The 25,628-nt window shown below is 59.7% G+C and carries 22 protein-coding genes; 6 read left to right on the plus strand and 16 right to left on the minus strand.

Going from position 1 to position 25,628, the window contains the following annotated elements:
• Window positions 1–2 precede the first annotated feature (2 nt).
• The 4 genes from BN1118_RS13850 to BN1118_RS13865 all read left to right on the plus strand — a co-directional run bounded on the left by BN1118_RS13850 (window position 3) and on the right by BN1118_RS13865 (window position 6,295).
• A complete protein-coding gene (locus BN1118_RS13850) occupies window positions 3–2,435 on the plus strand; it encodes a formate C-acetyltransferase/glycerol dehydratase family glycyl radical enzyme (RefSeq protein WP_043556680.1) in 2,433 nt (810 codons plus the stop codon).
• A gap of 95 nt (window positions 2,436–2,530) precedes the next feature.
• Window positions 2,531–3,277, plus strand: coding sequence for a DeoR/GlpR family DNA-binding transcription regulator (locus BN1118_RS13855; protein ID WP_043556681.1), 747 nt, complete (start codon window positions 2,531–2,533; stop codon window positions 3,275–3,277).
• A 141-nt stretch (window positions 3,278–3,418) separates the two neighbouring features.
• Window positions 3,419–4,312 (plus strand): EamA family transporter, encoded by an 894-nt coding sequence (locus BN1118_RS13860; protein ID WP_043556683.1) that lies wholly within the window; start codon window positions 3,419–3,421, stop codon window positions 4,310–4,312.
• Window positions 4,313–4,444: 132 nt separating this feature from the next.
• The gene (locus tag BN1118_RS13865; protein WP_043556831.1) at window positions 4,445–6,295 is read left to right on the plus strand and encodes an extracellular solute-binding protein; all 1,851 of its coding nucleotides are present in this window, start codon (window positions 4,445–4,447) and stop codon (window positions 6,293–6,295) included.
• 127 nt (window positions 6,296–6,422) lie between these two features.
• Here the strand turns inward: BN1118_RS13865 and BN1118_RS13870 are convergent, their stop codons facing one another.
• Window positions 6,423–6,815 carry a DUF2750 domain-containing protein gene (locus tag BN1118_RS13870; protein ID WP_042036410.1) on the minus strand — a complete coding sequence of 131 codons (393 nt, stop codon included), beginning with the start codon at window positions 6,813–6,815 and terminating at the stop codon, window positions 6,423–6,425.
• 94 nt (window positions 6,816–6,909) lie between these two features.
• The gene (locus BN1118_RS13875; RefSeq protein ID WP_043556685.1) at window positions 6,910–7,467 is read right to left on the minus strand and encodes a hypothetical protein; all 558 of its coding nucleotides are present in this window, start codon (window positions 7,465–7,467) and stop codon (window positions 6,910–6,912) included.
• Between the two features lie 251 nt (window positions 7,468–7,718).
• On the opposite strand from BN1118_RS13875, the gene BN1118_RS13880 reads away from it, so the two are divergent.
• A complete protein-coding gene (locus tag BN1118_RS13880; protein ID WP_005320240.1) occupies window positions 7,719–7,967 on the plus strand; it encodes a TIGR02647 family protein in 249 nt (82 codons plus the stop codon).
• Here BN1118_RS13880 and BN1118_RS13885 read toward each other — a convergent pair.
• The 7 genes from BN1118_RS13885 to BN1118_RS13915 all read right to left on the minus strand — a co-directional run bounded on the left by BN1118_RS13885 (window position 7,954) and on the right by BN1118_RS13915 (window position 13,844).
• Window positions 7,954–8,259, minus strand: a complete 306-nt coding sequence (locus tag BN1118_RS13885) for a hypothetical protein (RefSeq protein WP_043556687.1) — start codon at window positions 8,257–8,259, stop codon at window positions 7,954–7,956. The two genes, BN1118_RS13880 and BN1118_RS13885, sit on opposite strands and share 14 nt — an antisense overlap.
• Before the next feature lie 106 nt (window positions 8,260–8,365).
• Window positions 8,366–8,575 (minus strand): cold-shock protein, encoded by a 210-nt coding sequence (locus BN1118_RS13890; protein ID WP_005331438.1) that lies wholly within the window; start codon window positions 8,573–8,575, stop codon window positions 8,366–8,368.
• A gap of 205 nt (window positions 8,576–8,780) precedes the next feature.
• Window positions 8,781–9,881, minus strand: a complete 1,101-nt coding sequence (locus BN1118_RS13895; protein ID WP_043556690.1) for a dihydrolipoamide acetyltransferase family protein — start codon at window positions 9,879–9,881, stop codon at window positions 8,781–8,783.
• On the minus strand, window positions 9,878–10,861 hold the full coding sequence (locus tag BN1118_RS13900) for an alpha-ketoacid dehydrogenase subunit beta (protein WP_043137578.1): 984 nt from the start codon (window positions 10,859–10,861) through the stop codon (window positions 9,878–9,880). Before BN1118_RS13900 ends, BN1118_RS13895 begins: the two co-directional genes overlap by 4 nt.
• 102 nt (window positions 10,862–10,963) lie before the next feature.
• A complete protein-coding gene (gene pdhA, locus BN1118_RS13905; RefSeq protein ID WP_043556691.1) occupies window positions 10,964–12,058 on the minus strand; it encodes a pyruvate dehydrogenase (acetyl-transferring) E1 component subunit alpha in 1,095 nt (364 codons plus the stop codon).
• 273 nt (window positions 12,059–12,331) lie between these two features.
• Window positions 12,332–13,357 (minus strand): succinylglutamate desuccinylase, encoded by a 1,026-nt coding sequence (gene astE, locus BN1118_RS13910; RefSeq protein WP_043556692.1) that lies wholly within the window; start codon window positions 13,355–13,357, stop codon window positions 12,332–12,334.
• A gap of 277 nt (window positions 13,358–13,634) precedes the next feature.
• The gene (locus tag BN1118_RS13915; protein WP_043137637.1) at window positions 13,635–13,844 is read right to left on the minus strand and encodes a DUF1127 domain-containing protein; all 210 of its coding nucleotides are present in this window, start codon (window positions 13,842–13,844) and stop codon (window positions 13,635–13,637) included.
• Between the two features lie 521 nt (window positions 13,845–14,365).
• On the opposite strand from BN1118_RS13915, the gene BN1118_RS13920 reads away from it, so the two are divergent.
• A complete protein-coding gene (locus BN1118_RS13920; protein WP_043556695.1) occupies window positions 14,366–15,259 on the plus strand; it encodes a DNA replication terminus site-binding protein in 894 nt (297 codons plus the stop codon).
• A gap of 161 nt (window positions 15,260–15,420) precedes the next feature.
• Here BN1118_RS13920 and BN1118_RS13925 read toward each other — a convergent pair whose 3' ends face one another.
• The 7 genes from BN1118_RS13925 to rfbD all read right to left on the minus strand — a co-directional run bounded on the left by BN1118_RS13925 (window position 15,421) and on the right by rfbD (window position 25,627).
• The gene (locus BN1118_RS13925) at window positions 15,421–19,263 is read right to left on the minus strand and encodes a DEAD/DEAH box helicase (protein WP_043556696.1); all 3,843 of its coding nucleotides are present in this window, start codon (window positions 19,261–19,263) and stop codon (window positions 15,421–15,423) included.
• A 214-nt stretch (window positions 19,264–19,477) separates the two neighbouring features.
• A complete protein-coding gene (locus BN1118_RS13930; RefSeq protein WP_043556697.1) occupies window positions 19,478–20,131 on the minus strand; it encodes a YceH family protein in 654 nt (217 codons plus the stop codon).
• A gap of 153 nt (window positions 20,132–20,284) precedes the next feature.
• Window positions 20,285–22,003, minus strand: a complete 1,719-nt coding sequence (locus tag BN1118_RS13935) for a PglL family O-oligosaccharyltransferase (RefSeq protein ID WP_043556698.1) — start codon at window positions 22,001–22,003, stop codon at window positions 20,285–20,287.
• Between the two features lie 93 nt (window positions 22,004–22,096).
• Window positions 22,097–23,155 (minus strand): LPS O-antigen chain length determinant protein WzzB, encoded by a 1,059-nt coding sequence (locus BN1118_RS13940; RefSeq protein ID WP_043556700.1) that lies wholly within the window; start codon window positions 23,153–23,155, stop codon window positions 22,097–22,099.
• A gap of 44 nt (window positions 23,156–23,199) precedes the next feature.
• Window positions 23,200–23,745, minus strand: coding sequence for a dTDP-4-dehydrorhamnose 3,5-epimerase (gene rfbC, locus BN1118_RS21250; protein ID WP_084214114.1), 546 nt, complete (start codon window positions 23,743–23,745; stop codon window positions 23,200–23,202).
• A 59-nt stretch (window positions 23,746–23,804) separates the two neighbouring features.
• The gene (rfbA, locus tag BN1118_RS21255; RefSeq protein ID WP_084214116.1) at window positions 23,805–24,728 is read right to left on the minus strand and encodes a glucose-1-phosphate thymidylyltransferase RfbA; all 924 of its coding nucleotides are present in this window, start codon (window positions 24,726–24,728) and stop codon (window positions 23,805–23,807) included.
• On the minus strand, window positions 24,725–25,627 hold the full coding sequence (gene rfbD, locus BN1118_RS21260; protein WP_080741101.1) for a dTDP-4-dehydrorhamnose reductase: 903 nt from the start codon (window positions 25,625–25,627) through the stop codon (window positions 24,725–24,727). Before rfbD ends, rfbA begins: the two co-directional genes overlap by 4 nt.
• Window position 25,628: the final 1 nt, after the last annotated feature.

Here is a 25,628-nt window from a genome sequence, read left to right on the forward strand (position 1 = left end):
TCATGACCCAGCTCGACCTCAATAGCCTCAGCCCGCGGATCCGCGCCCACAAAGAGAGCCTGATCCACATCGTTCAGCCACCGGTCTGCACCGAGCGTGCCCGCCACTACACGCAAGCCTATCAGGCTCATCTCGCCCGCCCGCTGCCGGTGCGTCGCGCCCTGGCGCTGGCTCATCACCTCAAGGAACGCACCATCTGGATCAAGCACGAGGAGCTTATCGTCGGCAACCAGGCCAGTCAGGTACGGGCGGCGCCGCTGTTTCCCGAATACACGGTGAGCTGGATTGAGAAGGAAATAGACGAGCTGGCAGACAGACCCGGTGCCGGCTTTGCGGTGAGCGAAACCGACAAGGCGATCATCCATGCCCTCACCCCCTTCTGGCGTGGGCAGACGGTGCAGGATCGCTGCTTCGGCCTCTTTACCGACGAGCAGAAAGCGCTGCTGGAGAGCGGCATCATCAAGGCCGAGGGCAACATGACCTCGGGGGATGCCCACCTCGCGGTCAACTACGAGGAGCTGCTCACGCTGGGTCTCGATGGCTTCAAGGCCAAGGTGGCCGAGCGGCGCAGTCGGCTGGATCTGGCGGATTGGGCCGATCTGCAGCGCGAGCAGTTCCTGCACGCCGTCGCCATCACCCTGGAGGCGGTCAGCGATCACATCGGGCGCTACGCCGCCCTTACCAGCAGCATGGCCGCGCAGGAGTCGCGCCCGGAGCGCCAGAGCGAGCTTGAGACCATGGCACTCAACTGCGCCCACATCGCCCACCAGCCCCCCGAGACCTTCTGGCAGGCGCTGCAGCTCTGCTACTTTATCCAGCTCATTTTGCAGATCGAATCCAACGGCCACTCGGTGTCGTTTGGCCGGATGGATCAGTACCTCTACCCCTGGTATCGCCGCGAGGTGGAGCTGTCAGGATCCCTGTCACGCCCGCGCGCCATCGAACTTCTGCAAGGGTGCTGGCTGAAATTGCTGGAAGTGAACAAGATCCGCTCCGGCACCCACTCCAAGGCCTCCGCCGGCAGCCCGCTCTACCAGAATGTCACCATAGGCGGCCAGAACTGGCGCGATGGCGCAGCCCATGATGCGGTCAACGGCCTCTCCTACGCGATTCTGGAGTCCTGCGGCCAGTTGCGATCCACCCAGCCCAACCTCTCGGTGCGCTACCACGCACGAATGAGCGAAGATTTCCTCGACGCCTGCATTCAGGTGATCCGCTGCGGCTTTGGCATGCCCGCCTTCAACAACGACGAGGTGGTGATCCCGGAGTTCATCAAGCTCGGGGTGAGCGTGGAGGATGCCCACCACTACGCCGCCATCGGCTGCATCGAAACCGCAGTGCCCGGCAAGTGGGGCTACCGCTGCACCGGCATGAGCTTCATCAACTTCGCCCGCATCTTGCTGGCGGCCCTCGATGGCGGCCGCGATGCCACCACAGGCAAGGTATTCCTGCCCCAATCCCAGTCGCTGCGGGAAGGAACCTTTGGCCATTTTGACGAGGTGATGGCCCGCTGGGATGAGCAGGTGCGCTACTTCACCCGCAAATCCATCGAGATCGACTGCGTGGTCGACAGCGTGCTGGAGGCGCAAGCCCACGACATCCTCTGCAGCACTTTGGTAGATGACTGCGTCGAGCGCGGCAAGACCATCAAGGAGGGAGGCGCCGTCTATGACTGGGTCTCCGGTCTGCAGGTGGGGATTGCCAACCTGGGCAACAGTCTGGCGGCCCTGAAGAAACTGGTGTTCGAACAGAGTGTGGTGGATCAGCACGAGCTGGCCGCCGCCCTGGAGCAAGACTTTGCCGGGCTGGCGGGGGAGCAGTTGCGTCAGCGCCTCACCAACGCCGCCCCCAAATATGGCAACGATCTGGACGAGGTAGATATGCTGCTGGTGCAGGCTTACCAGAGCTACATCGACGAGCTCAAGGGGCTGCACAACACCCGCTTCGGGCGCGGCCCCATCGGCGGTACCTACTATGCCGGCACCTCCTCCATCTCCGCCAACGTGCCGTTCGGTGCCGCCACCATGGCCACCCCGGATGGTCGCCGCGCCCGCACCCCGCTGGCGGAAGGGGCCAGCCCCTCCTCGGGGTCGGATCGTCTCGGCCCGACGGCGGTGTTCAACTCCATCGGCAAGCTGCCCACGGCGGCCATTCTCGGTGGCGTGCTGCTCAACCAGAAGCTCAGCCCGGCCAGCCTTGAAAACGAGCGGGATAAAACCAAGCTGATGAGCCTGCTGCGCACCTTCTTCGAGGTGCACAAGGGGTGGCACGTGCAGTACAACATCGTCTCGCGGGAGACACTGCTGGCGGCCAAGGCCCATCCGGATCAGTACCGGGATCTGGTGGTGCGGGTGGCAGGCTATTCGGCCTTCTTCACCGCCTTATCCCCGGATGCGCAAGATGATATCATCGCCCGCACCGAGCACAGTCTCTGACGGGGCCCTCCCCATGGCGCCTGTGACGTCATATGATTGGCAAGCCACCCCACGGGTGGCTTGCCGCTATCCACCACCTTGCATGCGAGCGCACCATGAATCCACGCCACCAACTGATCCTCACTCTGGTCCATCAGGCTCGCAAGATGAGCGTGGCCGAGCTGTCCCGCCACACGGGGGTGTCAGAGGTGACGGTGCGCAACGATCTCACGGCGCTGGAGAAACAGGGACTGCTCAAGCGGGTGCACGGCTCGGCCATGGCGCTGGAGACCGATGATCCGGATGCCCGGATGAACATCAACTATCTGCTCAAGGAGCGCCTCGCCGAGCGGGCCGCCCAGCTGGTGGAAGACGGCGAGACTGTCTTTATCGAAGGGGGCAGCGCCAACGCCATGCTGGCCCGCCACCTGGCACTGCACAAACGGGTCACCATCATCACCATCAGCAGCTATATCGCCCATCTGCTCAAGGACACGCCGGCCCAGGTGGTGCTGCTCGGCGGTCTGTTCCAGCACCAGAGCGAGAGCGTGGTGGGGCCGCTGACGCGCCTGTGCATCGAGCAGGTGCACTTCTCCAAGGCCTTCATCGGGGTCGATGGTTTTCACCCCGAGGTGGGCTTTACCAGCCGCGACATGATGCGGGCCGACGTGGTCAACAGCGTGCTGGCCAAGGGGATGACCAATGTGGTCATCACCGACAGCAGCAAGTTTGGCGCCATCCACCCCAGCCAGCTTGGCACGCCGGGCCAGATCGGCGTGCTGGTCACCGACGATGCCCTGCCCGCCCCCATGCGAGCCGCCATCGCGGCTCGCGGCATAACCCTGCATTGCGTTACCGCCTGAACCTGTCATTGCGGCTCGCAATCTAAAGCCAAGCCCCGCCTGGCGGCTTGACGCCAGCCACCCTCTCAAGGGTATGCTCGTCCCCTTGCCGATCCGCCCGTGCAACGGGGATCGCCATTCCTCTGATGACAAGGAAGCTGAATGCAAACCAAGGATAAATGTCTGGCCGCCCTGGTCATCCTCTGCTGGGGACTCAACTTCGTGGCGATCAAGTGGGGGCTGGAGGGGATACCCCCGCTGCTGCTGGGGGCGCTGCGCTTCGTCGGCGTGGTCTTTCCCGCCATCTTGCTGGTGCCAAGGCCCGCCATGCCCTGGCGCTGGCTGCTGGCCTATGGCGGCGCCATCAGCCTGGGCCAGTTTGCCTTCCTGTTTTGCGCCATGAAGTTCGGCATGCCGGCGGGCATGGCCTCGCTGGTACTGCAATCCCAGGTGGTGTTCACCCTGCTGTTCGCCATGCTCTGGCTGGGGGAGCGCTGGCAGCCCCACCACTGGGTGGCGCTGCCGCTGGCGGGGGCAGGCCTCTATCTCATCGCCACTCACGGTGAAGGTAACCTGACCCTGCTCGGCTTCGTGCTGACGCTGTGCGCGGCCGCCTGCTGGGGCCTTGGCAACGTCATCAACCGCCAGATTGGTCTGCGTTATCAAACACCATTACCAAGCCTTATCGCCTGGGGCGGTCTGGTGCCCATACTGCCTTTCTTCGCGCTATCCTGGTTGTTCGAAGGGCCGGCGCTGATTGCCAGCAGCCTGCTCAACTTCAGCTGGCAGGGGCTCTTGTGCGTGCTCTATCTCTCCTTTGTCGCCACCTGGCTCGGCTATGGCCTGTGGGGGCGTCTGCTGATGCGCTATCCGGTGGCGCAGGTGGCGCCGCTCTCCCTGCTGGTGCCCTGTGTCGGCATGGTGGCGGCCGCCCTGCTGCTCGATGAACACCCGACCCCCTTGCAGTGGCTGGGTTCCGGCCTGGTGCTGCTCGGCTTCGTGGTCCATCTGCTGGGTGGCCGGCTGCGCTGGTTCAAGCAAGAGACGGCGCCTTGATGGTCACCCGGTTATTTTCCACCCGCCATTGACCCGGCTGGGGAAAATTTCCATCATGAGCCAGTCCCCATCGGGACTGGCGTCACCAGAGCGTGACCTGCAGGAAGCAGACCATCAGGAGAGAGCATGGATATGCCATCGACAGCCTCAGCCGGGGTGAGCCCGGTCCCACCCCTTATTCGTACTGCCGCCATCACCCTGACCCTGTTCTGGAGCCCGCTTGGCTGGAGCGCCAGCCTGCCTGCAGACCTCAAGTGGGAGAGCAACAACACGGATCCTGTCTACGCAGATCCGGCCGCCAAACGGGGCGGCACCTTCCACACCTTTATGACCAGCTTTCCCCTGACCCTGCGCAAATTCGGCCCCGACTCCAACGGCGGATTTGCCGGTTATGTCAGGGAGACCAACCTGCCGCTGCTGAGTACCCATCCAGTCACCGGCAACCCCATGCCCATGCTGGCAAACGAGTGGGCCTTCGGCGCCGACAACAAGACGCTCTACTTTCGCATCAACCCCAAGGCGCGCTGGTCGGATGGCCAGCCCGTCACCGCCGATGACTGGGTGTTTACCCTCAAGATGATGCGCAGCAAGGAGATAAGCGACCCCTGGTACAACAACTACTACAGCACCCAGATAACCGACGTGACCCGCTTCGATGACCGCACCCTGGCCATCACCAGCGGCAGCGAGAAGAGCCGCCAGGATCTGCTGGAGTCCTTGCCGTTCAGCCCTGAGCCGAGCCACGCCATCAAGCTCACCGCCAACTGGGTCAAGGAGTACAACTGGAAGATATTGCCGGTCACGGGCCCCTATCAGCTCGGCGAGGTGAAGAAGGGCAAGTCGGTCAGCTTAGTGCGGATCCAGGATTGGTGGGGCAACGATGAACGCTACCTCCAGCACCGCTTCAATCCGGACAAGATAGAAATCAAGGTACTGCGGGATCAGAACATCGCCTGGCAGCATTTCTTGCGCGGCGAGCTGGATACCTTCCCGCTGGTCATGCCCAACTGGTGGCACGACAAGACCAAAACCGCCGAGTTCGAGAAGGGTTATATCGAGCGGCGCTGGTTCTACAACCAGACCCCCCAATCCCCCATGGGACTCTATCTCAACACAGCCGACCCGCTGCTGAAGGATATCAATGTGCGGCTCGGCATCCAGCATGCCCTCAACCTCGACAAGATGCTCGCCACCCTGTTGCGAGGGGATTACCAGCGCCTCAACAGCTATGGATCTGGCCAGGGCGCCTTCACCAACACTGAGCTCAAGGCTCGCCCGTTCGATCCCCAGCTTGCGCGCAACTACTTCGCCAAGGCTGGTTTCACCGACGCTGGACCGGACGGCACCCTGCAAAACGAGCGGGGGCAGCCACTGACCCTGAGCATCACCTACACCATTGCGGAGCATGCCCAACGCCTCACCCTGCTGCGAGAAGAGGCCAAGAAGGCGGGGCTCAATCTCGAACTCAACCTGATGGATGCCTCGGCTGGCTTCAAGTCCATGCTGGAGAAGAAGCACCAGAGTGCCTGGATGGGCTGGAGCTCCGGCCGCTACCCCGCCTATTGGGAGCATTTTCACAAGGTCAATGCCAACAAGCCCCAGACCAACAACATCATGAACATAGATGACGAGGCCATCACGGCACTGGTGGAGCAGTACGACAAGGAGTTCGATTTTGCCAAAAAGGCGGCCCTGTCGCGGCAGGTCCAGCAGCGGCTCTATGAGCTGGCCAGCTTCGTGCCCGCCTATCAGGTGCCCTATACCCGGGAAGGGGCCTGGCGCTGGATAAAACTGCCCAAGGTGCCGGCAACCCCCAAGAGCGAGCTGCTCTACTGGCCGCTCGATGGCGGAAATAGCGGCTACAGCTATGGCGGCCTGTTCTGGATTGACGAGCAGGCGAAGGCGGAAACCAGGGCGGCCATCGAGAGCGGCAAGACCTTCCCCGCCGTCACCCTGACAGACACAAGCTACCAGCAGCGCTGAGGTGGCTCGCCCTGTCATGGCCTAGTCCCCAAAAGGACACAGCCCATCGGAGCCGAAAACAAAAGACCCCGCACGTTGGCGGGGTCTTTTTATTGCAACCAAGGTTGCAAGGGAAGCTCAGAAGCGATCAGGCGCGCTTGGCCTGCTTCTCGGCAATGGCGTCGGCCACATCGGCCGGTTCCAGCACTATGCCTTCCTGATCCGGGGTCGGGAACACGGCAACACACAGCTCGTCCTGCTCCATGCCGTCGACCCAGCGTTCCAGCCACACCTTGAGGGTGATGGACTGCGGCTTGCACTCGGCCCACTCACCCTCGGCCCACGCCTGGGCGTACTCGGGGTGCGGCCATACCGGAATGCAATCTTCATCGTCTGTGGTCAGCATCATGACGCCGTGCTCGTCGGTCAGGACGAACAGCTCTTCGTGCTCGACCAGCTTGCTGATGAAGTGCTCGTAGCGGTAGTCGGCGTTCAGTTGCAGCGCAGCATTGCGCTCGGTTTCGCTCAATTCATAGCTCATTGGCCAAGTCTCTCTTTCAATAAAGGGCGCCATGTTCACATCTTGCTGGCGGCTTGTCCAGTATGAGAGATCGGTCACCTATTTTTCGGCGATATCAACCCAGCTCAGGCGTCACCAGGGTGATCTCCACCGTCTCGCAGCAACGCTGGCGCAACCAGTAGGCAGATTCCACCTCGACGAAGCAGAGTTGATCCCGTCCCGCCTGCACGCCCTGCATGATCTGCTCGAACCGCAACTGCTGTTGCTGCTCCCAGGCGCTGGCCAGTTTGCTGCCATGGGCCTCGTCCACCACCTCGCGGCGCAGCTCGAACAGGTTATCGGTGATCGGACTGTTTATCTTGGCCGGGCCATGCCAGTACATCAGCAGGTTGTCCATCATCTCGGTGTCATAGTTGGCAAGGGCATCCAGCTCGGGGGTCGCCCCGACATCGCTGGCGGCAAAGTCACACCAGCCCGCCGTCAGCGACGCCAGGGTTTGCGCAGCCGCCCCCTTGCCATGCTGACGCAAGGCAGCCACATCAGCGCCCTTGATCGCGGGCAGCCAGATATCGCCCTGATGCTGGTCGAGCAGCGGCAGCAACAGGGAGGTGGGATAAACAGGGAAACGGGGGCCAAGAGAGTGAAGCAGTGATACTAGCGTGATCTTTACCATGAGGGGCGCCTTGAACTGGAAGGCCGATATGCTGTGCTCGGCCAGAAAGACAAAGGAGGGCCCTATCCTATCATGTTTGAACGCCCGCGAGCGGACTCACATTTTCACGGCTCAAATCGGAGGGCAATGCCCAAAAAAACAGCGTTCAGGCAGGGTGGCGCCAGAGAAAGCCCAATAGTTTGAACCAGCGCCCACTAAAGTGGATCCGGGAATGCTAGTTTGCATACATCTTTAGCGTAAGGAGTGCATTCATGATTGGGATCGACCAGATTTCTAACGACTTTGTAAACGACTTGAAAATACTGGCATGCTTTGATCCGGCCAACATGAGCCTGGGGATCAAGTTGCGCAGTGACATGTCCGACGAGCTGTGCCAGGCGGCAGTACGCCTGCATCAGCAAGGTCTCATCAGCGCAGAAGATGGCGGCTACCTGACTCCTTTTGGCATGACCATGGTTGAGCATCTGCAGCATCTGATAGTCGCACTCAAACCGCTTTGATCGCCTGCGGGGCCCAGAGTGAAAAGTTGAGCAACTCCCAGCGCGAGCCCTGCCGCAGCAAACAGGCAAACAGCAAAGGACCTTCGGGTCCTTTTACTTTGCCATCGACCATCCATTCGCCTTCCCGTTTAGGCAAAGGCTGCGCCTTGATCTCATCGGGCACAATTGTGCTTCCCAGGCGAACTTGTACAAACTGCTGGCACACGGCTTTCGCTTCCGTGGCAAAAGCATTCTGTGCCTGAGTATTGGTGGAGATGAGCAGGCTGGCGGCCAGCAGGAGTGATGGAATCATGGTGAGATATGGCGGCGAAAGTGAAGTCGATACAAGTCTAAAAAGCACCCATAAACAAAAAGCCGTGGAACCAGAGGTACCACGGCTTTCTTAAATTCTGTAAGAATTACAGAGCAGTTACGTTCTCAGCCTGCGGGCCTTTCTGACCTTGGGTCACGGAGAACTGTACGCGCTGACCTTCAGCCAGGGTACGGAAACCGTTACCGCTGATAGCGCTGAAGTGAACGAAAACGTCCGGGCCGTTTTCTTGCTGGATGAAGCCAAAACCTTTGGTTTCGTTGAAAAACTTAACGGTACCGGTGATCATGTTAGACATATCTATAACCTGTATTCAAAATAATTACTTATGCTTTTCAGCGGATAAAGCTCAAAAACGGGATTAACTTATGAACAACAGGAAAAGATGTAAAACATCATATTCATTGACATAACTTTCGCCCTTTCAAGCTGGTTTAGATTATACGTGGCTTTGGGGATTACGCAAACAAATTTGTGCCCTGCCGACGGCAGGGCACAAGGGTTTATAGCGCGGGTGCTTCCAGTGCCTGAACCAGTACCTTGAGGAAGCGTGCAGCCTCGCCGCCGGTGCAGGCTCTGTGGTCAAACGTCATCGACAATGGCAGTGCCCTGACCGGACGAGCCTCTCCGTGGATGAACACCACCTTCTCGAACAACTTGCCGGCGCCTATGATGGCCACCTGAGGTGGCGTCACTATCGGGCTGGCATAGCGGCCGGCGATGGCACCGAAGTTGGTGAGGGTGATGGTCGCCCCCTGCAGCATCTCCCGCGGCACGGCGCGCGCCTTCACATCGGCGATCATGCGATCCAGCCCCTGCCGGATGTCTGCCCCCTCCCGCTCAGCCACGTTCTCCATCACGGGCACATAGAGCCCATGCCGGGAGTCTACCGCAATGGCGACGTTGACCTCCTGGAACAGCCGCCTTGAGAGCGTATCGCCATCAAACCAGGCGTTCATGGAGGGCTCGGCACGACAGGCGACGCCGATGGCCTTGATGAGGCGTACCGTCACATCCTCATCCGGGTGCCAGTGACGCAGATCCACCTCGTCGGTAATGCTGACCGGCACCACAGTCTGATGGGAAAGCTCCATCGCCTTGGCCATGGCCCGGCGCGAACCCTTGAGGAATTCGTTGCCGCTGCTTTGCTGAGCCTCGAATGCCGCCTGCACGTCCTGCTCTGTCACCATGCCAGCGCTGCCACTACCCTTGATCCGGTCTATGTCCAGCCCCAATTTTTGCGCCAGCAGACGCACGGCAGGCATGGCCTGTACCAGGCTGCCACCCGGGGCTATGGCACCCACCACGAAGTGATCCTCGATATGCTGTTGATGGGCACTGACCTTGCCCACGACTGTGCCGTCATCCTCGCCCCCTTCGAACTCAACCAGCGGCGCGCCTATGTGGAGTATGTCGCCCTCCTGCCCGCACAACCTGGCGATCACCCCCGCCACCGGCGAGGGCACATCCACCAGTGCCTTGGCGGTTTCTACCGACAACAACACCTGATCGACACTCACCGTATCGCCGGCGCTCACCTTCCATTCGACTATCTCGGCCTCGGCCAAGCCTTCGCCCAGATCCGGTAATTTGAAAAATTTCATAGCCACTTCTCCATCAGCTGATGCGCTGCGTCCGCGATATCCTGCTCGGTGATGAGGTAATACTCTTCGTTGCGGTAGTAGGGCACGGCGGCATCCACCCCGGTGAGGCGCTTTGGCGGTGCCTTGAGGGAGGTCAACGCCTCCTCGGTCACCCGCGCCACTATCTCGGCGCCCACCCCGAAGCTGCCGCACGCCTCGTGTACCACCAGCAGACGGCCCGTCTTGCGCACAGAGGCCAGAATGCTCTCCATGTCCAGCGGCTTGATGGTGGCAAGATCCAGCACTTCACACTGAATATCCTGCTCCGCCAGCAGACTTGCCGCTCGCATCACCTCCTGAATGCAGGCCCCCCAGGCGACCACTGTGATGTCCCGTCCCGGCCGCAGGGTGAAGCAGACGTCCAGCGGCAGGCCGACACCGTCATCCACCACGTCCGACTTCATGGAGCGATAGATGCGATCAGGCTCGAAGAACATCACGGGATCCGGGTCGCGAATGGCCGAGAGCAGCAAGCCATAGGCCCGTCTCGGACTGGAGGGAATGACCACCCGCAGGCCCGGAATATGGGCAAACAGGGCTTCGACGCTCTCGCTGTGGTGCTCCGGCGAGTGGATGCCGGCGCCATAGGGAGAGCGGTAAACGATGGGACAGGAGAGACGGCCACGGGTGCGGTTACGCATCCGCGCCGCCTGACAGATGATCTGCTCCATGCCGGGGAAGATGAAGCCCTGAAACTGGAACTCGGCCACCGGCTTGAGCCCCTGGGTCGCCATGCCGACCGCCACCCCGGCAATCAGTCCCTCGGCCAGCGGCGTGTCTATCACCCGCTTGAAACCAAACTTGTCACGCAGGCCGACTGTGGCGCGAAACACCCCGCCGTTGACCCCCACGTCCTCACCAAGCACCACCACATCGGGGTCGTGCTCCATCTCGTGATGCAGCGCCAGATTGATCGCTTCGAGCAGTGTCATTTCACTCATGCAGCCTCCCCGACGCAGCGTCATCAGCCACCCCATTCCCCTTGCGTGTCATGTCATCCCGCCACGCTGGCTTGACGGCATCCTGCAGTATCATCTCATCCATCATGAGCGTTCCTCCCCGGCGTGACGCTGCATGCCCTTGGCGATGATGCGCTGGCGCTGCCCGCGATAATCCTTGGGCAACTCGGCAAACTGATAGTCGAGCAGGGTTTCCGGTGCTTGCGGGGCCGTGCCTTCATAGGCAGCCACGGCGCGATCGACCTCCCGGCTCGCCTCGGCCAGCAGCGCCTGCTCCTGATGCTCGTCCCACCAGCCCTGTTCAAACATGAACTGGCGCAGCCGCTTGACCGGCTCCCTGGCCCAGGCGGCTTCCACTTCGGCGGCGTCGCGATAGCGGGTCGCATCGTCGGCCGTGGTGTGATCCCCCAGTCGATAGCTGATCGCCTCTATGAGGGTCGGGCCCTTGCCGGTGCGCGCCCGCTCCACGGCGATGCGGGTGGCATCATAGACGGCCACCACATCGTTGCCGTCGACCTGAATGCTGCGTACCCCGGCCCCTATCCCTTTCTGGGCCAGGGTGGGAGCACTCGACTGCAACTTGCGCGGCACCGAGATGGCCCACTGGTTGTTGTTGATGATCATCACCATGGGCAGATGCCAGACACCGGCGCAGTTGAGCCCCTCCAGAAAGTCGCCCTTGGAGGTACCACCGTCGCCTATGGTGACCACGGCGACGCGAGGCTGGTTGCGCAACTTGAAGGCCGCCGCTATGCCGGCGGCATGGGTGATCTGGGTGGCGATGGGCACGCAGATGGGCAGGTCCTCCGACAGCTCGCCATCGGCCTTGTAAAAGACACAACCCCGTTCATCCCCGCCCCAATATTGCAGGTTTTTCTCCATGGGCACGCCCCGCACGTAGAGGGTGGGCATGTCCCGGTAGTAGGGCACATAGACATCCTGCTCCTGCATGGCGAGCCCGACCCCTATCCCGACCGCCTCTGCTCCCAGATGGGAGGGAAAGGTGCCGAGTTTGCCGGTTCGCTGCAGCGCGATTGCTTTCTTGTCATAGCTGCGCACCATCACCATGTTGCGGTAGAAAGTGTGCAGTATCGCCTTGTCCAGCCAGGTCGGCAGTGTCGCGACCGGGCGCCCCTCCTCATCGAGGTAACGAAGGAAAGGGATGTCGACATGGGTCATAACTGGCTCCTTGCCGTTGTCAACGTCACCACCATGAGGTGACCCTTAGAATGTAAATAAGATGTTAACTAAAGAGCAATGTGATTTAACCAGGTAAGACCAGTAGAAACTTCTTTAATTTCAGAAAGACATTGAACTTTTCGGCTGAGCAGAGACGAAAAAGGGAGCCGCTTCGGGCTCCCTGTTCGGGCGGTTGCGGGATCAATCCCACGAGGATGAAGGGGCGCCACCAGCCGCACGGCGCGCTGGTGGAGGGCCCCAAAAGGGTTCAGCTCACTCCCACAAGCGGGTCGGCACCACCAGCAGCACGGTGCGCTGACCTATGGCCACATTGGCGTTGGGGAAGACCACAGCCTCCCGCGTCTTTTCTACCGTATAGCGCAGCTCCCCATCCTCGGCCAGCACGAAACCCTGGGGAAATTCGGTGAAATTGTCCACATCGCTGGCAAACAGGAAACGAAACTGCTCCGAACGCTTGTTGATCACCCGGTCGATGGCAAAGATGGTGAAGTCATCCGCCTGCCAGGGCTCTAGCACCACCTCATCCTGGGTCACCAGCTCCTGCAACGCCTGACGGGTCTCGATGAAGCGGGTCATGTCGTTTTCACCAAACGGACGCACCTTGCCCAGCTCCACCGTGAAGGCATGGGCACCGTGGCTGTGCGAGCTGTAATAGCTGAAGGTGGTAGTGGGGCCGCTGGAGAGCAAAATGGTGCGCACCCCGCAGGCACCGAGGAACTGCACCTGCTCCTTGCAGTGCGGCCGCTCATGGGGGAAAGGGTAGACAGCAAACTTCTCGTGACGCGAACCGCGAATGGCGGTGTGCAAGTCGTAGTGATAACGGGGGCGGGCCGGATCGGCAAAAAAGCGGCTCACATACTGCTCCAGGCGCATGGCGCGAATGCGCTCCTGATTGCACAGCCCCTCCCCCTTGCTGTGGGCACCGGAGAAGAGCCGGTTCATGTTCTCCTCCACCTCCCGCAACCCCAGGTTCATGGCGGCCGGGTTGCCAAACAGGAACAGCACCCGATGACGGGCGCTGAGCTCACCGCTGAGCAGCCGGGTCAGCAGCTGGTTGCAGATCTCGATGGGGGCGGTTTCGTTACCGTGAATGCCGCAGGAGAGCACTATGTCCTTGCCCCCCCCCGGCCTATCATCGGCCCCTTTCGCGGGTTCCAGGCAGAGCACGCCCGTATCCCACACGCTCACCCGTGAGCCACCGGGCAGGTCAAATGTGAAGGGCTCAAGCTGCCACTCATGGCGACGAGTCAGGGCCAAAAAGTCATGCTGGGGAATCATCCATCTCACCCTTTTGTCAGGAACGCTATGGGCGGATTATACGCAACGCGAGAGGGCTTAAAATCAGTTTTTAAACAAATTCAAACAGTAAGGATACAAATGTGGCGACAGTTAATGACAAGTCGGCAGGCATGGGGTGAACGAGGGAACGGCGAGAAGGGGAAATGAAGCGACAGGGACGAGAAAATATCGGGCAATCATTCAAGCGCCGGCGTCAGGCCGGTTGACACAGCAAAGTCGGGATCAGCAGAAAAACGAGGCATCCATGCCCGGCTGATCAACCACGCCAGAACGGCTTGGTGGTCTCTTGATAGCGATCAGATTCGTTCAGGCCGATGTCCTTGAGCAGGTACTCGGGCAGCTCGGAGAGCTGGCGACGGCTGCGGCTGCGTTCCAGCCAGGTCAGCACTGTCATTTTGACGCGAGCAACCAGATTCGATTGGCTGGAATGCTGGTAACCGGTCTCGGTATAAGTCATGTTGGCCATGATGTGGCTCCTCTTGATGATGTCTGCGCGGGGTGCGAATTTGTTGCGCAAAGCTTAGTCAGGAGGGACAACCGACTCAATTGACGAATTTTGATACAAGACATTAGTAAAACTAATGGTGAATATCGTCAATCTGTAAAACCTAACAGATTGATTTTAAACTATTAAATAATCATTTTATTCCGTCTGAAAGCCCGACAGCATATTCTCCTGCATGGCGCACCTCTAACTATGCAGTTTCTTGTCTTGGCTATGCAGTCACGGGATCTCAAGGCGAGGCTGGCAACCTGGGATTTACATCCGATTGTTAATCAAGAGATCTTTTGTTGATCCTTATTTAACAGATAGATACAAAATAAACACACTCAGATGGCTATCGCTTTTGACCCTCGCCAGGCGCACCGCAAAGGAGACGCTTGGCGCGCTTTCGGCATGCTGGTATGGTTATTTATACAGTAGTTTAGCTACGTCTCTGCCAGCCCCTGTGGAGGGGGTGACAGGGGCGACCACAGGACACGCCGATGGACACATTTACCCCGACTGCCGCCCTGCGTCAACAGATGGACGCGCTCGAAGAGGCGCTGGCCCGCCTGGCCCGACAACTGGCGCAGCTCCCCTTGCTGGAGGCCCACGTCTATCCCCTCCCCGCCGTGCCTCAGGGGCAGGAGCACGAGCCCATCGAACAGATAGAGGTGGGCTATCTGGGCGGTGAGGAGGCGCTGGCGGCCACCCTGGCGGCCTACCGGGATCACAGTGCTCGCCCCGGCTGCTCCACCAAGGCCACCCACCGCCTGCCGGGCTGGCTGCGCTTTTCTGCCGCCAGCGCCAGCCAGCTGCGCCCGCTGATCGAAGAGGTCAACACCCGCAAGCTCGCCTTCAAGGAATTGGTGCAGCAGGCTGGCGGGCGGGATGAGAAGTTCGAGCTGGTACACAGGGCCCTGCCCGGGGTGATCACCCTGCAGGTCTACCGCAAGCTGACCCTGCTGGAAGGAGAGCTGCATTCCCTCGGCTTTACCTGGGCCGACAAGCAGAGCATCAACCGCCTCAGCCGGGAGCAGGTGCTGGAGATGCTGGAGCGCAGCCGTCGCTACATTCCGGCGCTCTCCAACAACGAGGAGTGGAGCAAGATGGTGGATCAGGAGGTCTATGACCTTCGCCGCCTGCCTGCCGATGCCGAGCTCAGGATCCGGCGACCGGTCAAGACCCACCCCATGATCAACCTGCTCTGGCAGGACAGGGAACCCCGCAAGCAGCAGCTCAAGGCGAGCCTGCCCCTGCTGCTCTGCTCGGACACCCAGCCCGCCGTCACCCACCTTGGCCACTACCCGCCCAAGCTGCGGCAGGCGCGGCGGGATCGCAAGATCGGCGGTGAGCCCATCATAGAGCGGCTGCACCTCTACCTCTATCAGGGGTAGCTGCAAGCCGGCAGACTCCCCTTGCCCCGCCTTGGCAAGATGCCACCGCGGGCCTGGCTGAGCGGTCCGCCTCTTCGACAGGAGCTCCTGCACAGCCACAGACATAAACAAAGGGGGGATCGCCTGCCGGCGATCCCCCCTTGTGCACAACCTCCGCCTGATCAGCCCATCAGCAGGGCGCGCAGGCTCTCCACATCCAGCCCGCGCACTTCGGACTGGCCGCTCAGCAGGCCATCGGCCAGCGCGCGCTTCTCGTCATGCAGGGCGACTATCTTCTCCTCCACCGTCTGCTCGCACACCAGCCGATAAACCGTCACCGGCTGGGTCTGCCCCATGCGGTGGGCCCGATCGCTCGCCTGATCCTCCACCGCCGGGTTCCACCAGGGATCCAGGTGCAGCACAGTATCGGCCTGGGTCAGGTTGAGGCCCGTGCCCCCCGCCTTGAGGCTGATGAGGAACAGCGGCACCGGCTCGTGCCGGAAGCGCAGTATGGAGTCCTGGCGGGACTTGGCGGAGCAGCCGCCATCCAGATAGCAGTAATCCCACTTCTTCTGTTCAATGCGCGCACGCAGCAGGCTCAGCAGATCGACGAACTGGCTGAACACCAGCACCCGATGACCGTTGCCGATCGCCTCGTCCAGCAGGGCCATCGCCTCGTCCAGCTTGCTGCTGGTCTGGGACCACTCGGGCATCACCAGCTCGGGGGAGCAGCAGAGCCGGCGCAGCCGGGTCAAACCGCTCAGCACGTGCATCAGGGCGCGGCCATCGGCACTTTGCACCTGCTGCACCACCTCGCGCCGGGTGGCCTCATACAGCTGGCGCTCCTCGGGGGAGAGGCTGATGTGATGAATGATCTCTGTCTTGTCCGGCAGCTCGGTCAGCACCTGCTGCTTGAGACGGCGCAGGATGAAGGGGCTGATCACCGCCCGCAGCAGCGCCATGTGCTGGGGATCCTTCACCGCCTTGCCGAAGCGGCGCTTGAACTCGCCCAGGCTGCCGAGCAGACCCGGGTTGATAAAGGTAAACAGGCTCCACAGCTCCCCAAGGTGGTTCTCGATGGGGGTGCCGGAGAGGGCGAGGCGAAAATCGCCCTCAAGCTGGAACAGCAGCTTGGCACGCTGGGTGCCGGCATTCTTGATCTGCTGCGCCTCGTCCAGCACCATGCTCGACCAGCGGCGAGACTTGAGCGCCTCCGCCAGGCTGCCGAGCATGCCGTAGTTGATCAGGATCACCTGGCCGGCCCTGGCATCGCGGATCACCCCTTCCCGCTCGGAGGGGTTTTCGAACACCACCACCTCGAGTTCGGGGGCGAAGCGCGCCACCTCTTCCTGCCAGTTGGTGACCACTGACTTTGGCACCACCACCAGCGCCGGGCCCAGATGCTGGCGCATGCGCAGCACTATGAGCGCCTGCAGGGTCTTGCCCAGACCCATGTCATCGGCCAGACAGGCGCCAAAGCCATGATGGGCCAGGGTCGCCAGCCAGCGCACCCCGTCCTTCTGATAGTCCCGCAGCGGGGTCAGCAGCTCGGCCGGACACTCCACCTCCTGCTGCCACTCCTGTTGCAGGGAGTGCCAGGCGTCATCCCCCTCAGTGGTGATGACGGAAAGCAGGCGGGTGAGCGGATAGGCCAGCTTGTTGTTGATGCGTTGCTCTTCATCCAGCATGGCGCCCAGCATGGTGAGCCGCTCCACCAGCTTGTCGCTCAGCATCAGGCTGGTTTTTTCATCGAGCTGGACGGTGCGCTGGCCCGGCGTCATCTGGCGCAGGATGAGACGCAGGTCGAGGATCTGGTGCTCATCGAGGGCCAGTGCCCCCTCCACCTGGAACCAGTCTTGGCGCCGCTCGATGCGCAGGCTCAGGGCCGCTTCATCCAGACTCTTGAGGCGGGCGCTGTCCTGGTGCCAGTGAATGACCACGCCGGCATCCACCAGTTCGGGCAGGGCGTTGACCAGTGCCAGCGCCTGCTCCCCCTGAAGTAGCCACTCACTGCCGGGCAGGCCGATGGGCAGCGAATTGCGCAGCTGCTGGGCCTGTATCTTCTCGGCGGCCAGGTCCCGCTGCCAGTAGTGATAATCCTTGATCCCCTGCCGCACTATGGCCTCCCCCTTGCCAAGGGGCAGTGGCGGCAACTCGCCCTGACGGGTCACCAGCCTGACCGCCAGCTGGCCATCCTGCCAATCCAGCTGGACCGAGGGAACGCCGGGCCAGGGTGCCAGCTCGGCATTGCCTGTCAGGCCGGCCACCTGGCTGTGCCAGGGCAGGCCCGGGATGGCATCCAGGGTACGCTGCAATTCGCTTAAGCCCTCGGCCGACAAGGGGGGAATGGATTCCAGCGCGGGCAGGCGATCGAGCAGCGCCTGGGGGGTGAGGATGAGCTGCCACAAATCCTGTGCCAGCGGCAGTATGTGGGCCCCGCGCGCGGCGGCGGCCGGACTCAGTACCGCGCCCATGCCCTGCTCCAGGGTGACAATCTGCAACAGGGGCGCACTGATGGCCAGTTGCAGCTTTTGTCCCTTGGCATTGAACAGGCGCGGATGGTTGGCCAGCGGTGCCCAGGCCTCTCGCGGCAAGTGGCCCATAACCCGGGGCAGGGTGCGCACCAGCGCCCAGTCTTCTTCGTCGAGCAGGGCGGCATACTGGGTGGAGAGCAGCGCGGGATCGACCCGGCGACCGGCGGTCCACTCCCCCTTGGTGCTCTGCTTCTGGATCTTGCACTCCAGCTCGGGCCCTTCGGCATGCAGCAGCCACACCAGCCGCTCCTGTGCCTTGCGCACGCCGCTGGAGCGGCCCAGCCCCTGCAGCCAGTTGAGCCAGCTGGCCGAGGCGGGCGTCTTGTCCTCCCCGTCCTGCTCGTCCGTCTCTTCCTCCTCGTTGGCGGCGCGCAGCTGTTGCAGCGGTGCACGCTGCGCCCCCTGCCCCAGCAGGAGCCGCAGCAGATCCTGACAGAAGGCCATCAGCCTGTGATGGGGGTCGGCCTCCAGCACGTGGGAGAGATCCCACTTGTGCAGTATGGCAACCTGGGGGCTCTGCTCACCATGTCGGGCAAGGGCGCAGAGATCGAGCCAGAGATAACCCCAGTGCAACTCCTCCAGCGGCAGTTGCAGGGTATCGAACAACCCGACCGCCTGGCCGTGGCGATCTCCGGCCCACTGGCCCAGCAGATCCGCCAGCAGTGGAAACTGGTTGCCCAGGCTGCGCTGCCACTTCTTGCGCTGCTCGCTGGCAATGACGGGGTCGGCTTGTTGCAGCCAGCCGAGCCAGAGCAGACCGCCGAACATCAGCGGCCACTGACCCTGGCCGCCTTGCGCCTGCCACTGCCCGAGGGCACCGAGCAACCGCTCGGCAAGGGGTTGTTCCGCCCCCTGCTCCGCCAGCTGCTGCAAGGCGGGCCAGTGAGTGGTTACCTCGCCTGCCAGGTCGCCACAGAGCCATTGCCACTCGGATGCGGCCCCCTCGCCCATGCGGGTCAGCTCGGGGGCACAGGCGCTGGCGACCGATGCCAGCGGCCACCGCTCACCCGGTTCTGCATCGAGCAGGGTTTGCAGGGCGAAGTGCATCAGCATCAGTTGTTGCCATTGCGGGCTGGACCCCGGCAGCAGGCGATGGGCCTCGGGCACGTCGAGCAGGCTCAGCAGATCGGCCGCGAGGTAGTAAGTCGGCACCTGACCCGCCTCCCCAAGGCAGAGCTCGCGCACCAGGGCCTGGGCCATCTCCTGGCCGGTCACCGAGGGCACCCGTGCCCAGTTCGGCATGGGGCAGGCTCCCGAGCGCACCGCCAGGATCAGCGCCAGGGTTCCCTCTGCCGTCAGACTCCACTGCTGCTCCCCGCGCAGCCGCACCAGCCCCTGCAACTGCAACTGGCTCAGCTTGTCGATCAAGGCCCGCCCGAGCGGCTGCTGTGCTTGCAGTTGTTCTTGCAAATAGCGGGTACTGGCGGTGCGCTGCAACTGCAGCTCACTGAGCAGGGCATAACAATCGGAAGAGAGGGTGAACGCAGACATCAAGACTCACGGGCAGGTGCAAAAGCGGAATTTTAACGGGAAAGCGGCGGCGGCTCGACCCTTAACCGTGAAATAACCCAAAAAAAAGCCGACTGGCTCATAGAACACCGCGAGCAGGGCTGAGCGCCGAGGGATGGCAAGAGGCTGCAACCTCGGCGAAATGACAATAAAAAAGGCGCCGCAGCGCCTCTTTGGGGGTAAACGTGCCGACGTGTCAGCCTTCCAGCTGCGCCAGACGGGCTTCCAGAGCCTGCAACTGTGACTTGAGGGTTTCGACCTCTTCCTCCAGCGCGCTCAACCTGTCCGCCGCCGGGGATGCATAGCTGCTGGCTGGGGATGCCTCGGCCAGCGCCTGCAGATCCACCTCGCCGCTGAACAGATGGGCATAGCGGGATTCACGCTTGCCCGGTTCACGGGGCAACTTGACCACATAGGGCCCCTGCTCAATCAGGGCGGCCAGCGCCGTATCCACCTGAGTGACATCATCGAAGCTGCACAGGCGGTTGGTACGGGAGCGCAGTTCGCCCGGTGTCTGCGGGCCGCGCAACAGCAGCTCGCAGACGATGCCGAGCTCCTGCTCGCTGAACTTGAGGGTGCCGAACTCGGTATTGCAGAAACGGTGCTGGTAACGGGGCACCCGGGCGTTGAAACCGGCGGTGTTGACCACCAGACGCTTGCGGATCAGTTCATCCACTACGGCGCGGATATCCAGCTCGGAGAGATCCAGTACCGGCTCGCGGTTGCTTTTCTGGTTGCAGGCATTGACCAGGGCATTGAGGGAGAGGGGGTATTGATCCGGCGTGCAGATCTCTTTCTCGATCAGAGCGCCGATCACTCGGGCCTCCAATGGGCCTAGCACTAACTCCATTTCATACTCCCTTTCTAAAACAAGACGTTGAGGCCACTATCTTAGCCATGGCGCCTCTGCCGTCCAGCAGAGGCAACCATTTTTGCGAAGCCGTGAGGCGGTTGATGAAACATCGCACAACCTGGCCGCCCCGCGTGGCGCCGACAGCCAACATCAGGAGGAGGGCTTGCGCTCAAGCGCCGTGGCCACTGAGGTGGCGGCCGAGCCGGTCAGCAAGGGATCACCCGGATAGAGCATCAGGGCCTGCGCTCGCAGCGCCCTTGCCTCCTCCTGCCGCCCCAGCGCGCCGAGCGCGAGCACCATGTTCGCGTAGATATTGGATCTGGGGGTGTGGCGCACAAAGGCCTGGCCCCAGTCGAGATAGGCTTCAAGCTCCGCCTTGTTGTCGGCCTGCAAGCCCACCATGAGTCGCACCGAGTTCACGTCAAACTCCACACGGGTCAACCAGGCCATGGGATTGACGATGTCGAGCAACAGGGTCGGCTCCTTGTAGCCGCTACGCTCATACTTGGTCACCACCCAGGCGGTATGAATGGCGGTGAGCATGAAGGGCACGACCAGCAGAGGAATGGTGATGGCCACGAAGCGCAACAACAGCCAGGGACGATAGACATATTCGCGCCAGCTGGCACTGCCCGAGGCCTGCAGCCCCTCCTCCACCTCCGCATCCAGCACATGGATCAGCAGCAGCAGGGCCCACCAGAGGACGATGGCATGATAGAGCGGATACTCGGTCTGGGTGTGCAGCAGTATGGGGGTCACCAGCGCCAGCAGCGCCGCCCCCTTGACCCAACCCGCCCTGGCAAGCCGCCACAACAGAGCACCGCCCATCAGCGCCATGCCGATCATGGGGGCCAGCCCGCCCTCCACCGCCCAGTAGAGAAACTCGTTGTGGGGGTGATCGAGGTTGTATTCAATCTGCACCATGGCCGGGTTCAGCGCCTTGTCAGCCATGTAGTGATGCAGGAAGGTGGTCTCAAAGCTGCCGTAGCCCCAGCCGACCCAGGGAGATTGTGCAATCAGCTTGGCGGCGTAGGGCCAGTAGATGGAACGCATACCGCCGGACTGATAGGCCTCGAGCCCGCGTTTGACGCCGCTGATCCCGTATTGAGATATCAACCCCAAGGCGATGCCCAATCCAACCAGCCCCAGAACCCTGTGCAGTTGCTGCTGGCGATAAAGTTGTGGTACGAGTAGCAGCAGGGCCAGCAAGCCACCCAGTTGCCCCACCCGGGATTGCAACCCCACCAACAACAGGCTGGCCGCCAGGATCACCCCATAACGCAGCCCTCTGAGCCAGACATTGGCATTGCCGCGCAGCTCCAGCCAGGTGGCCAGCGCAAGCCCGGTCGCCATGAAGGTTGCCATCACATTGGGCTGCTGAAAGATGCCGTAGGGGCGATTGACCCGAGTGTCATAACCGAGCCAGTTGCCGGGGGTCAGCAGGTAGTACTGCACCAAGCCAAGCAGCGCCTCTATGGCCACAGCCCCCAACAGCAAATAGAGCAGCTTGTCACGGGCCTGACGAGCCAACTGCCATTGGTACAGACAAAACAGAAACAGCAGACCGGCAAACAGCCCCAACAGCCGGGGAATGGCATAGTCTTTGAATTCGAAACCTGGATAGGCCATGGGCAGCAACAGCAAGCATCCACCAAACCATAGCCAGGCCTGCAATGGCGAGAACACCAGCCGCTGCTGCAGCGTCACCTGCCACGACCCCAGACCTATGACGAGGCTGGCAAAGATCCAGCCCCAGGCATTGAACGGCAGATAGAGCCCGGCCCCGCCGGGGTTGTGCATGAAAAAGTGCATGCCCAGCAACCAATAAAGCACGCTGACCACACCAAAGATCCTTGTTGTCACCCTCATCAGCCCTGACCCCTTGTTTTCATGCTCTTGAACACAATCACCAACCCCAAAAAAGAAAGGGGGCAAAGCCCCCCATTACTTACTTGGTAAACATTATGCCTGTTCAGGCCGGCGGAAAGCATGGCGTACTAGCACAATCCCGACACCCAGCATGCCACCGAGCAAGGTGGCCAACACCACGATCAGAGGACGCTTGGGCTTGTCACGATTCAGCGGTTCTTCCGGCGCATCAAGATACGAGAAGGGCCTGAAGGTGATGCCATCAAGCTTAACTTGCTTGAGGCGATCTATCTGAGCCTGTAGATCCGCAAGTTTCGGCTGATAAACACTCAAGTCAATAGTCCTGAGTACTTTCAGTTTCGCTTCTAACCCTTTGGTGCCCAGCGTAATCGGAAAGCGTTCTCCATTGTTGTAATTTTCTAGGGGCCGTTCAACACCGGCGGCGTTAGCAACGGAAATCGTCAGCACGGTACTCTCAATCTCACGCTTAAGAGCTCGCTCAGCATCCTCTTTGGTCAATTTAAGGTTCGTCATCATAGTATCGAGCTGCATTGACTGTTGTGCTGTAAGGTCACTGACCAAACGCAGCTGTTGCTTTGCAATGATGAACTGGATATAGCTTTCCAACATGGTCAATGCCTTATTTGACGCATCTGCACTGCTCGTCAAGGTAATACCCGGTCTTTCACCCTTTTTATCGACAGCCTCAGCAGAGATAAACTTGGCCCACTCACGGACCCAAAGGCGCTGCCCTCGCTCATCCAGCTGCGCCTCTTCAACGTGTTTTTTAAAAAACTCACTTCCCATCAAGAAATCACGACGATTCTCATAAGTATTGAACTCGCGCACAAATTCATCATAAATGGCCTTGTTATCGGGAAAGTCGGTGACCCCAAGCAGTTTGGCCTGGCTGGCAACTTGTAGCATGGGCAGCAGATCTTTGTTGGCTGGAGTCTGGATCACGGCATTAGCCGACCAAACTTGTGGAGCCAATAACGCATAGATAATCCCGGCAACGGCAAAAATGCCTGCCACCAAACAGATCAATATCTTCTGGCGCCACAGCACCAATACGAGCTCACGTAGATTAATCACATCAGAGCCGGTGGTTTGTACCCACTGCGCTGGCACATCCGGAGTTCTCTCTTTCATTTGCTATCTCTTATCCAATAAAATCCCAAAAACTGATGCTTGATTCAAGCGCTTACCGCGATGCTAAAATTTACCGCCTGACGATCCTTATCAGACAAAGACAGAGGGTATTTATCCGACAGTGGCCAATTTATTGCCAATGAGGAAGAATTCCAGCGGATGCAATGCTCATCACCAGGCTGATAATAATCGGTACACTTGTAAAAAACATCCGCCATCTCGCTCATCACATAGAAACCATGGGCAAAACCGGGGGGGATCCACATCAACTCCCCTTGATCGGCACTCAATATATGCCCTACCCAAGTACCATAAGTAGGAGAGCCAACCCTGATATCCACTGCAACATCGAAAATGGTGCCAGTTATTGCCTGTACCAACTTGCCCTGTGGGTGACGCTGCTGATAATGCAAACCTCGCAAGGTTCCGCCATTGGAGCGGCTCAAATTGTCTTGTACGAACTTGTATTCCCCACAATGCAGCTCAAATTCACTCTGACGAAAACACTCCATGAACTCACCACGATGATCACGATATATCTGTGGTGTGAGAATAACAACATCAACTAAACTAGTAGCACGGTATTGCATGTTAATACCTAAAAAGTGGATGTAGATATTAATTTGAAATAAAAAATCACAAAATATAGCTAATCTAAACTATTTTCATGGCAGCCAAAACTAGGCTCCAACAAGCGTAATAAATACTTACCATAACCACTATTTTTGAGGGGGATCGCAAGCTCACGCAGCCGCATATCATCGATCCATGATTGTCGCCATGCAATCTCTTCAGGGCAACCAACTTTCAATCCTTGGCGTTTTTCCAATGTTTGAATAAAACTGCCCGCCTCTTGCAAGCTATCGTGAGTTCCTGTGTCAAGCCAGGCACAACCACGCCCAATAAAGGTAATATCAAGCTCACCGCGCTCAAGGTAGAGCCAATTAAGATCCGTGATTTCCAGTTCTTCGCGATCAGAGAGCACCAACTGTTTAGCCAATGAAGAAGCTTGTTCATCATAAAAGTAAAGCCCGGTAACAACAAAATGACTTTTCGGCACAGCAGGTTTTTCTGTAATTGCGATCACTGTTCCCATTTTATCAAAACTTAATACTCCATAACGCTCAGGATCATTAACATGATAAGCAAAGATACCAGCACCTGTGGAGATTCGGTTTGCCCGTTGGAGCTGCTTGGCAAGATCGGCGCCATAGAAAAGGTTATCCCCCAAGATGAGACAACAAGGATGCCCGGCCAGAAATTCTTCGGCAATCAACAGTGCTTGGGCTATCCCCTGCGGTTGTTGCTGCACCGTATAACTAAGAGTAAGCCCCCATTGCCTTCCGTTTCCTAGAAGTAGCTGAAATCGGGGCATATCCACTTCAGTAGTGATTATCAGGATTTCTCTAATCCCAGTTAGCATCAGAGTTGAAAGTGGATAGTAAATCATAGGTTTATCATAAACAGGCAACAGTTGTTTACTCACCGCCAAAGTGGCCGGGTAAAGCCGAGAACCAGAACCACCAGCCAAAATAATTCCCTTACGAAACTGTTGTGTAGACTTGGTTCTCATTTCGTCCTCTGCAACTGTAATAAGGTATCTCTCACGCCTTCACGCCAATCAGGTAATTTCACACCAAAAGTGCTGCAAAAACGCATTGTATCCAGACGAGAGTTGAGCGGTCGACGCACCGGACTTCGGTAAGAAGCACTAGTCACAGGAATAAGTCTAGGTACCTTCTCTATCAACCCAATACGATGAGCCTCGTTGAATATAAAATCTGCATAGTGAAACCAACTCACCTCCCCCTCTGCGGTAACATGATATAAGCCGGCAAGGGAGGGCATGGACTGTATTCGAGTTACTGCCATCATGGTCAACTCAGCCAACAGAGCGGCAGAAGTGGGTGCTCCTATCTGATCACAGACTACAGATAATTCACTCTGTGTCTGTCCCAGCCGTAGCATGGTTTTTACAAAATTATGGCGCCAGGGGCTATGCAACCAACTAGTTCGAATAATCAGATAGCGGCAACCACTAGCGATAATCTCCTGCTCACCAAACCATTTACTCTGGCCATAAATATTTAAAGGATTAGGTGTATCCTCTTCACACCATGGTCGCACACCACTGCCATCAAACACATAATCGGTTGAAAAATGCACCAAGAGGGCATCATGCTGCTTGGCTACCCGAGCTAAATGACAAACCTTGTCTCGGTTGACCGCCATCACCTGCTCAGGCTCTTCCTCTGCCAGCTCGACTTGGGTATAAGCAGTAGCGTTGATAATCACTTGGGGTGTACACAATGCGAACACCTCATTGAGAGGGATCCTTCTCCCGCTGGGGTATTCATCGTGAGTCCATTGACGCAACTTTATATCGGCAGCCTTACACTGAGCCACCAGTGAACGCCCCAATTGACCATGCTCTCCCAGTAATAATATGGAATCAGTCAGAAGGCCTGCCATA

Source organism: Aeromonas bestiarum (assembly GCF_000819745.1).
GTDB lineage: Bacteria > Pseudomonadota > Gammaproteobacteria > Enterobacterales > Aeromonadaceae > Aeromonas > Aeromonas bestiarum.

Excerpts from the sequence above, each read along its gene's own strand:
- BN1118_RS13920 (WP_043556695.1), top strand. The coding sequence starts at position 14,366 with ATGGACACATTTACCCCGACTGCCGCCCTGCGTCAACAGATGGACGCG.
- BN1118_RS13865 (WP_043556831.1), top strand. The coding sequence starts at position 4,445 with ATGCCATCGACAGCCTCAGCCGGGGTGAGCCCGGTCCCACCCCTTATT.
- BN1118_RS13890 (WP_005331438.1), bottom strand. The coding sequence starts at position 8,575 with ATGTCTAACATGATCACCGGTACCGTTAAGTTTTTCAACGAAACCAAA.
- BN1118_RS13850 (WP_043556680.1), top strand. The coding sequence starts at position 3 with ATGACCCAGCTCGACCTCAATAGCCTCAGCCCGCGGATCCGCGCCCAC.
- BN1118_RS13885 (WP_043556687.1), bottom strand. The coding sequence starts at position 8,259 with ATGATTCCATCACTCCTGCTGGCCGCCAGCCTGCTCATCTCCACCAAT.
- rfbA (WP_084214116.1), bottom strand. The coding sequence starts at position 24,728 with ATGAGAACCAAGTCTACACAACAGTTTCGTAAGGGAATTATTTTGGCT.
- rfbC (WP_084214114.1), bottom strand. The coding sequence starts at position 23,745 with ATGCAATACCGTGCTACTAGTTTAGTTGATGTTGTTATTCTCACACCA.
- BN1118_RS13925 (WP_043556696.1), bottom strand. The coding sequence starts at position 19,263 with ATGTCTGCGTTCACCCTCTCTTCCGATTGTTATGCCCTGCTCAGTGAG.
- BN1118_RS13940 (WP_043556700.1), bottom strand. The coding sequence starts at position 23,155 with ATGAAAGAGAGAACTCCGGATGTGCCAGCGCAGTGGGTACAAACCACC.
- BN1118_RS13860 (WP_043556683.1), top strand. The coding sequence starts at position 3,419 with ATGCAAACCAAGGATAAATGTCTGGCCGCCCTGGTCATCCTCTGCTGG.
- pdhA (WP_043556691.1), bottom strand. The coding sequence starts at position 12,058 with ATGACCCATGTCGACATCCCTTTCCTTCGTTACCTCGATGAGGAGGGG.
- BN1118_RS13895 (WP_043556690.1), bottom strand. The coding sequence starts at position 9,881 with ATGAAATTTTTCAAATTACCGGATCTGGGCGAAGGCTTGGCCGAGGCC.
- BN1118_RS13900 (WP_043137578.1), bottom strand. The coding sequence starts at position 10,861 with ATGAGTGAAATGACACTGCTCGAAGCGATCAATCTGGCGCTGCATCAC.
- BN1118_RS13880 (WP_005320240.1), top strand. The coding sequence starts at position 7,719 with ATGATTGGGATCGACCAGATTTCTAACGACTTTGTAAACGACTTGAAA.
- BN1118_RS13930 (WP_043556697.1), bottom strand. The coding sequence starts at position 20,131 with ATGGAGTTAGTGCTAGGCCCATTGGAGGCCCGAGTGATCGGCGCTCTG.
- BN1118_RS13855 (WP_043556681.1), top strand. The coding sequence starts at position 2,531 with ATGAATCCACGCCACCAACTGATCCTCACTCTGGTCCATCAGGCTCGC.
- BN1118_RS13935 (WP_043556698.1), bottom strand. The coding sequence starts at position 22,003 with ATGAGGGTGACAACAAGGATCTTTGGTGTGGTCAGCGTGCTTTATTGG.
- BN1118_RS13915 (WP_043137637.1), bottom strand. The coding sequence starts at position 13,844 with ATGGCCAACATGACTTATACCGAGACCGGTTACCAGCATTCCAGCCAA.
- BN1118_RS13875 (WP_043556685.1), bottom strand. The coding sequence starts at position 7,467 with ATGGTAAAGATCACGCTAGTATCACTGCTTCACTCTCTTGGCCCCCGT.
- rfbD (WP_080741101.1), bottom strand. The coding sequence starts at position 25,627 with ATGGCAGGCCTTCTGACTGATTCCATATTATTACTGGGAGAGCATGGT.
- BN1118_RS13870 (WP_042036410.1), bottom strand. The coding sequence starts at position 6,815 with ATGAGCTATGAATTGAGCGAAACCGAGCGCAATGCTGCGCTGCAACTG.
- astE (WP_043556692.1), bottom strand. The coding sequence starts at position 13,357 with ATGATTCCCCAGCATGACTTTTTGGCCCTGACTCGTCGCCATGAGTGG.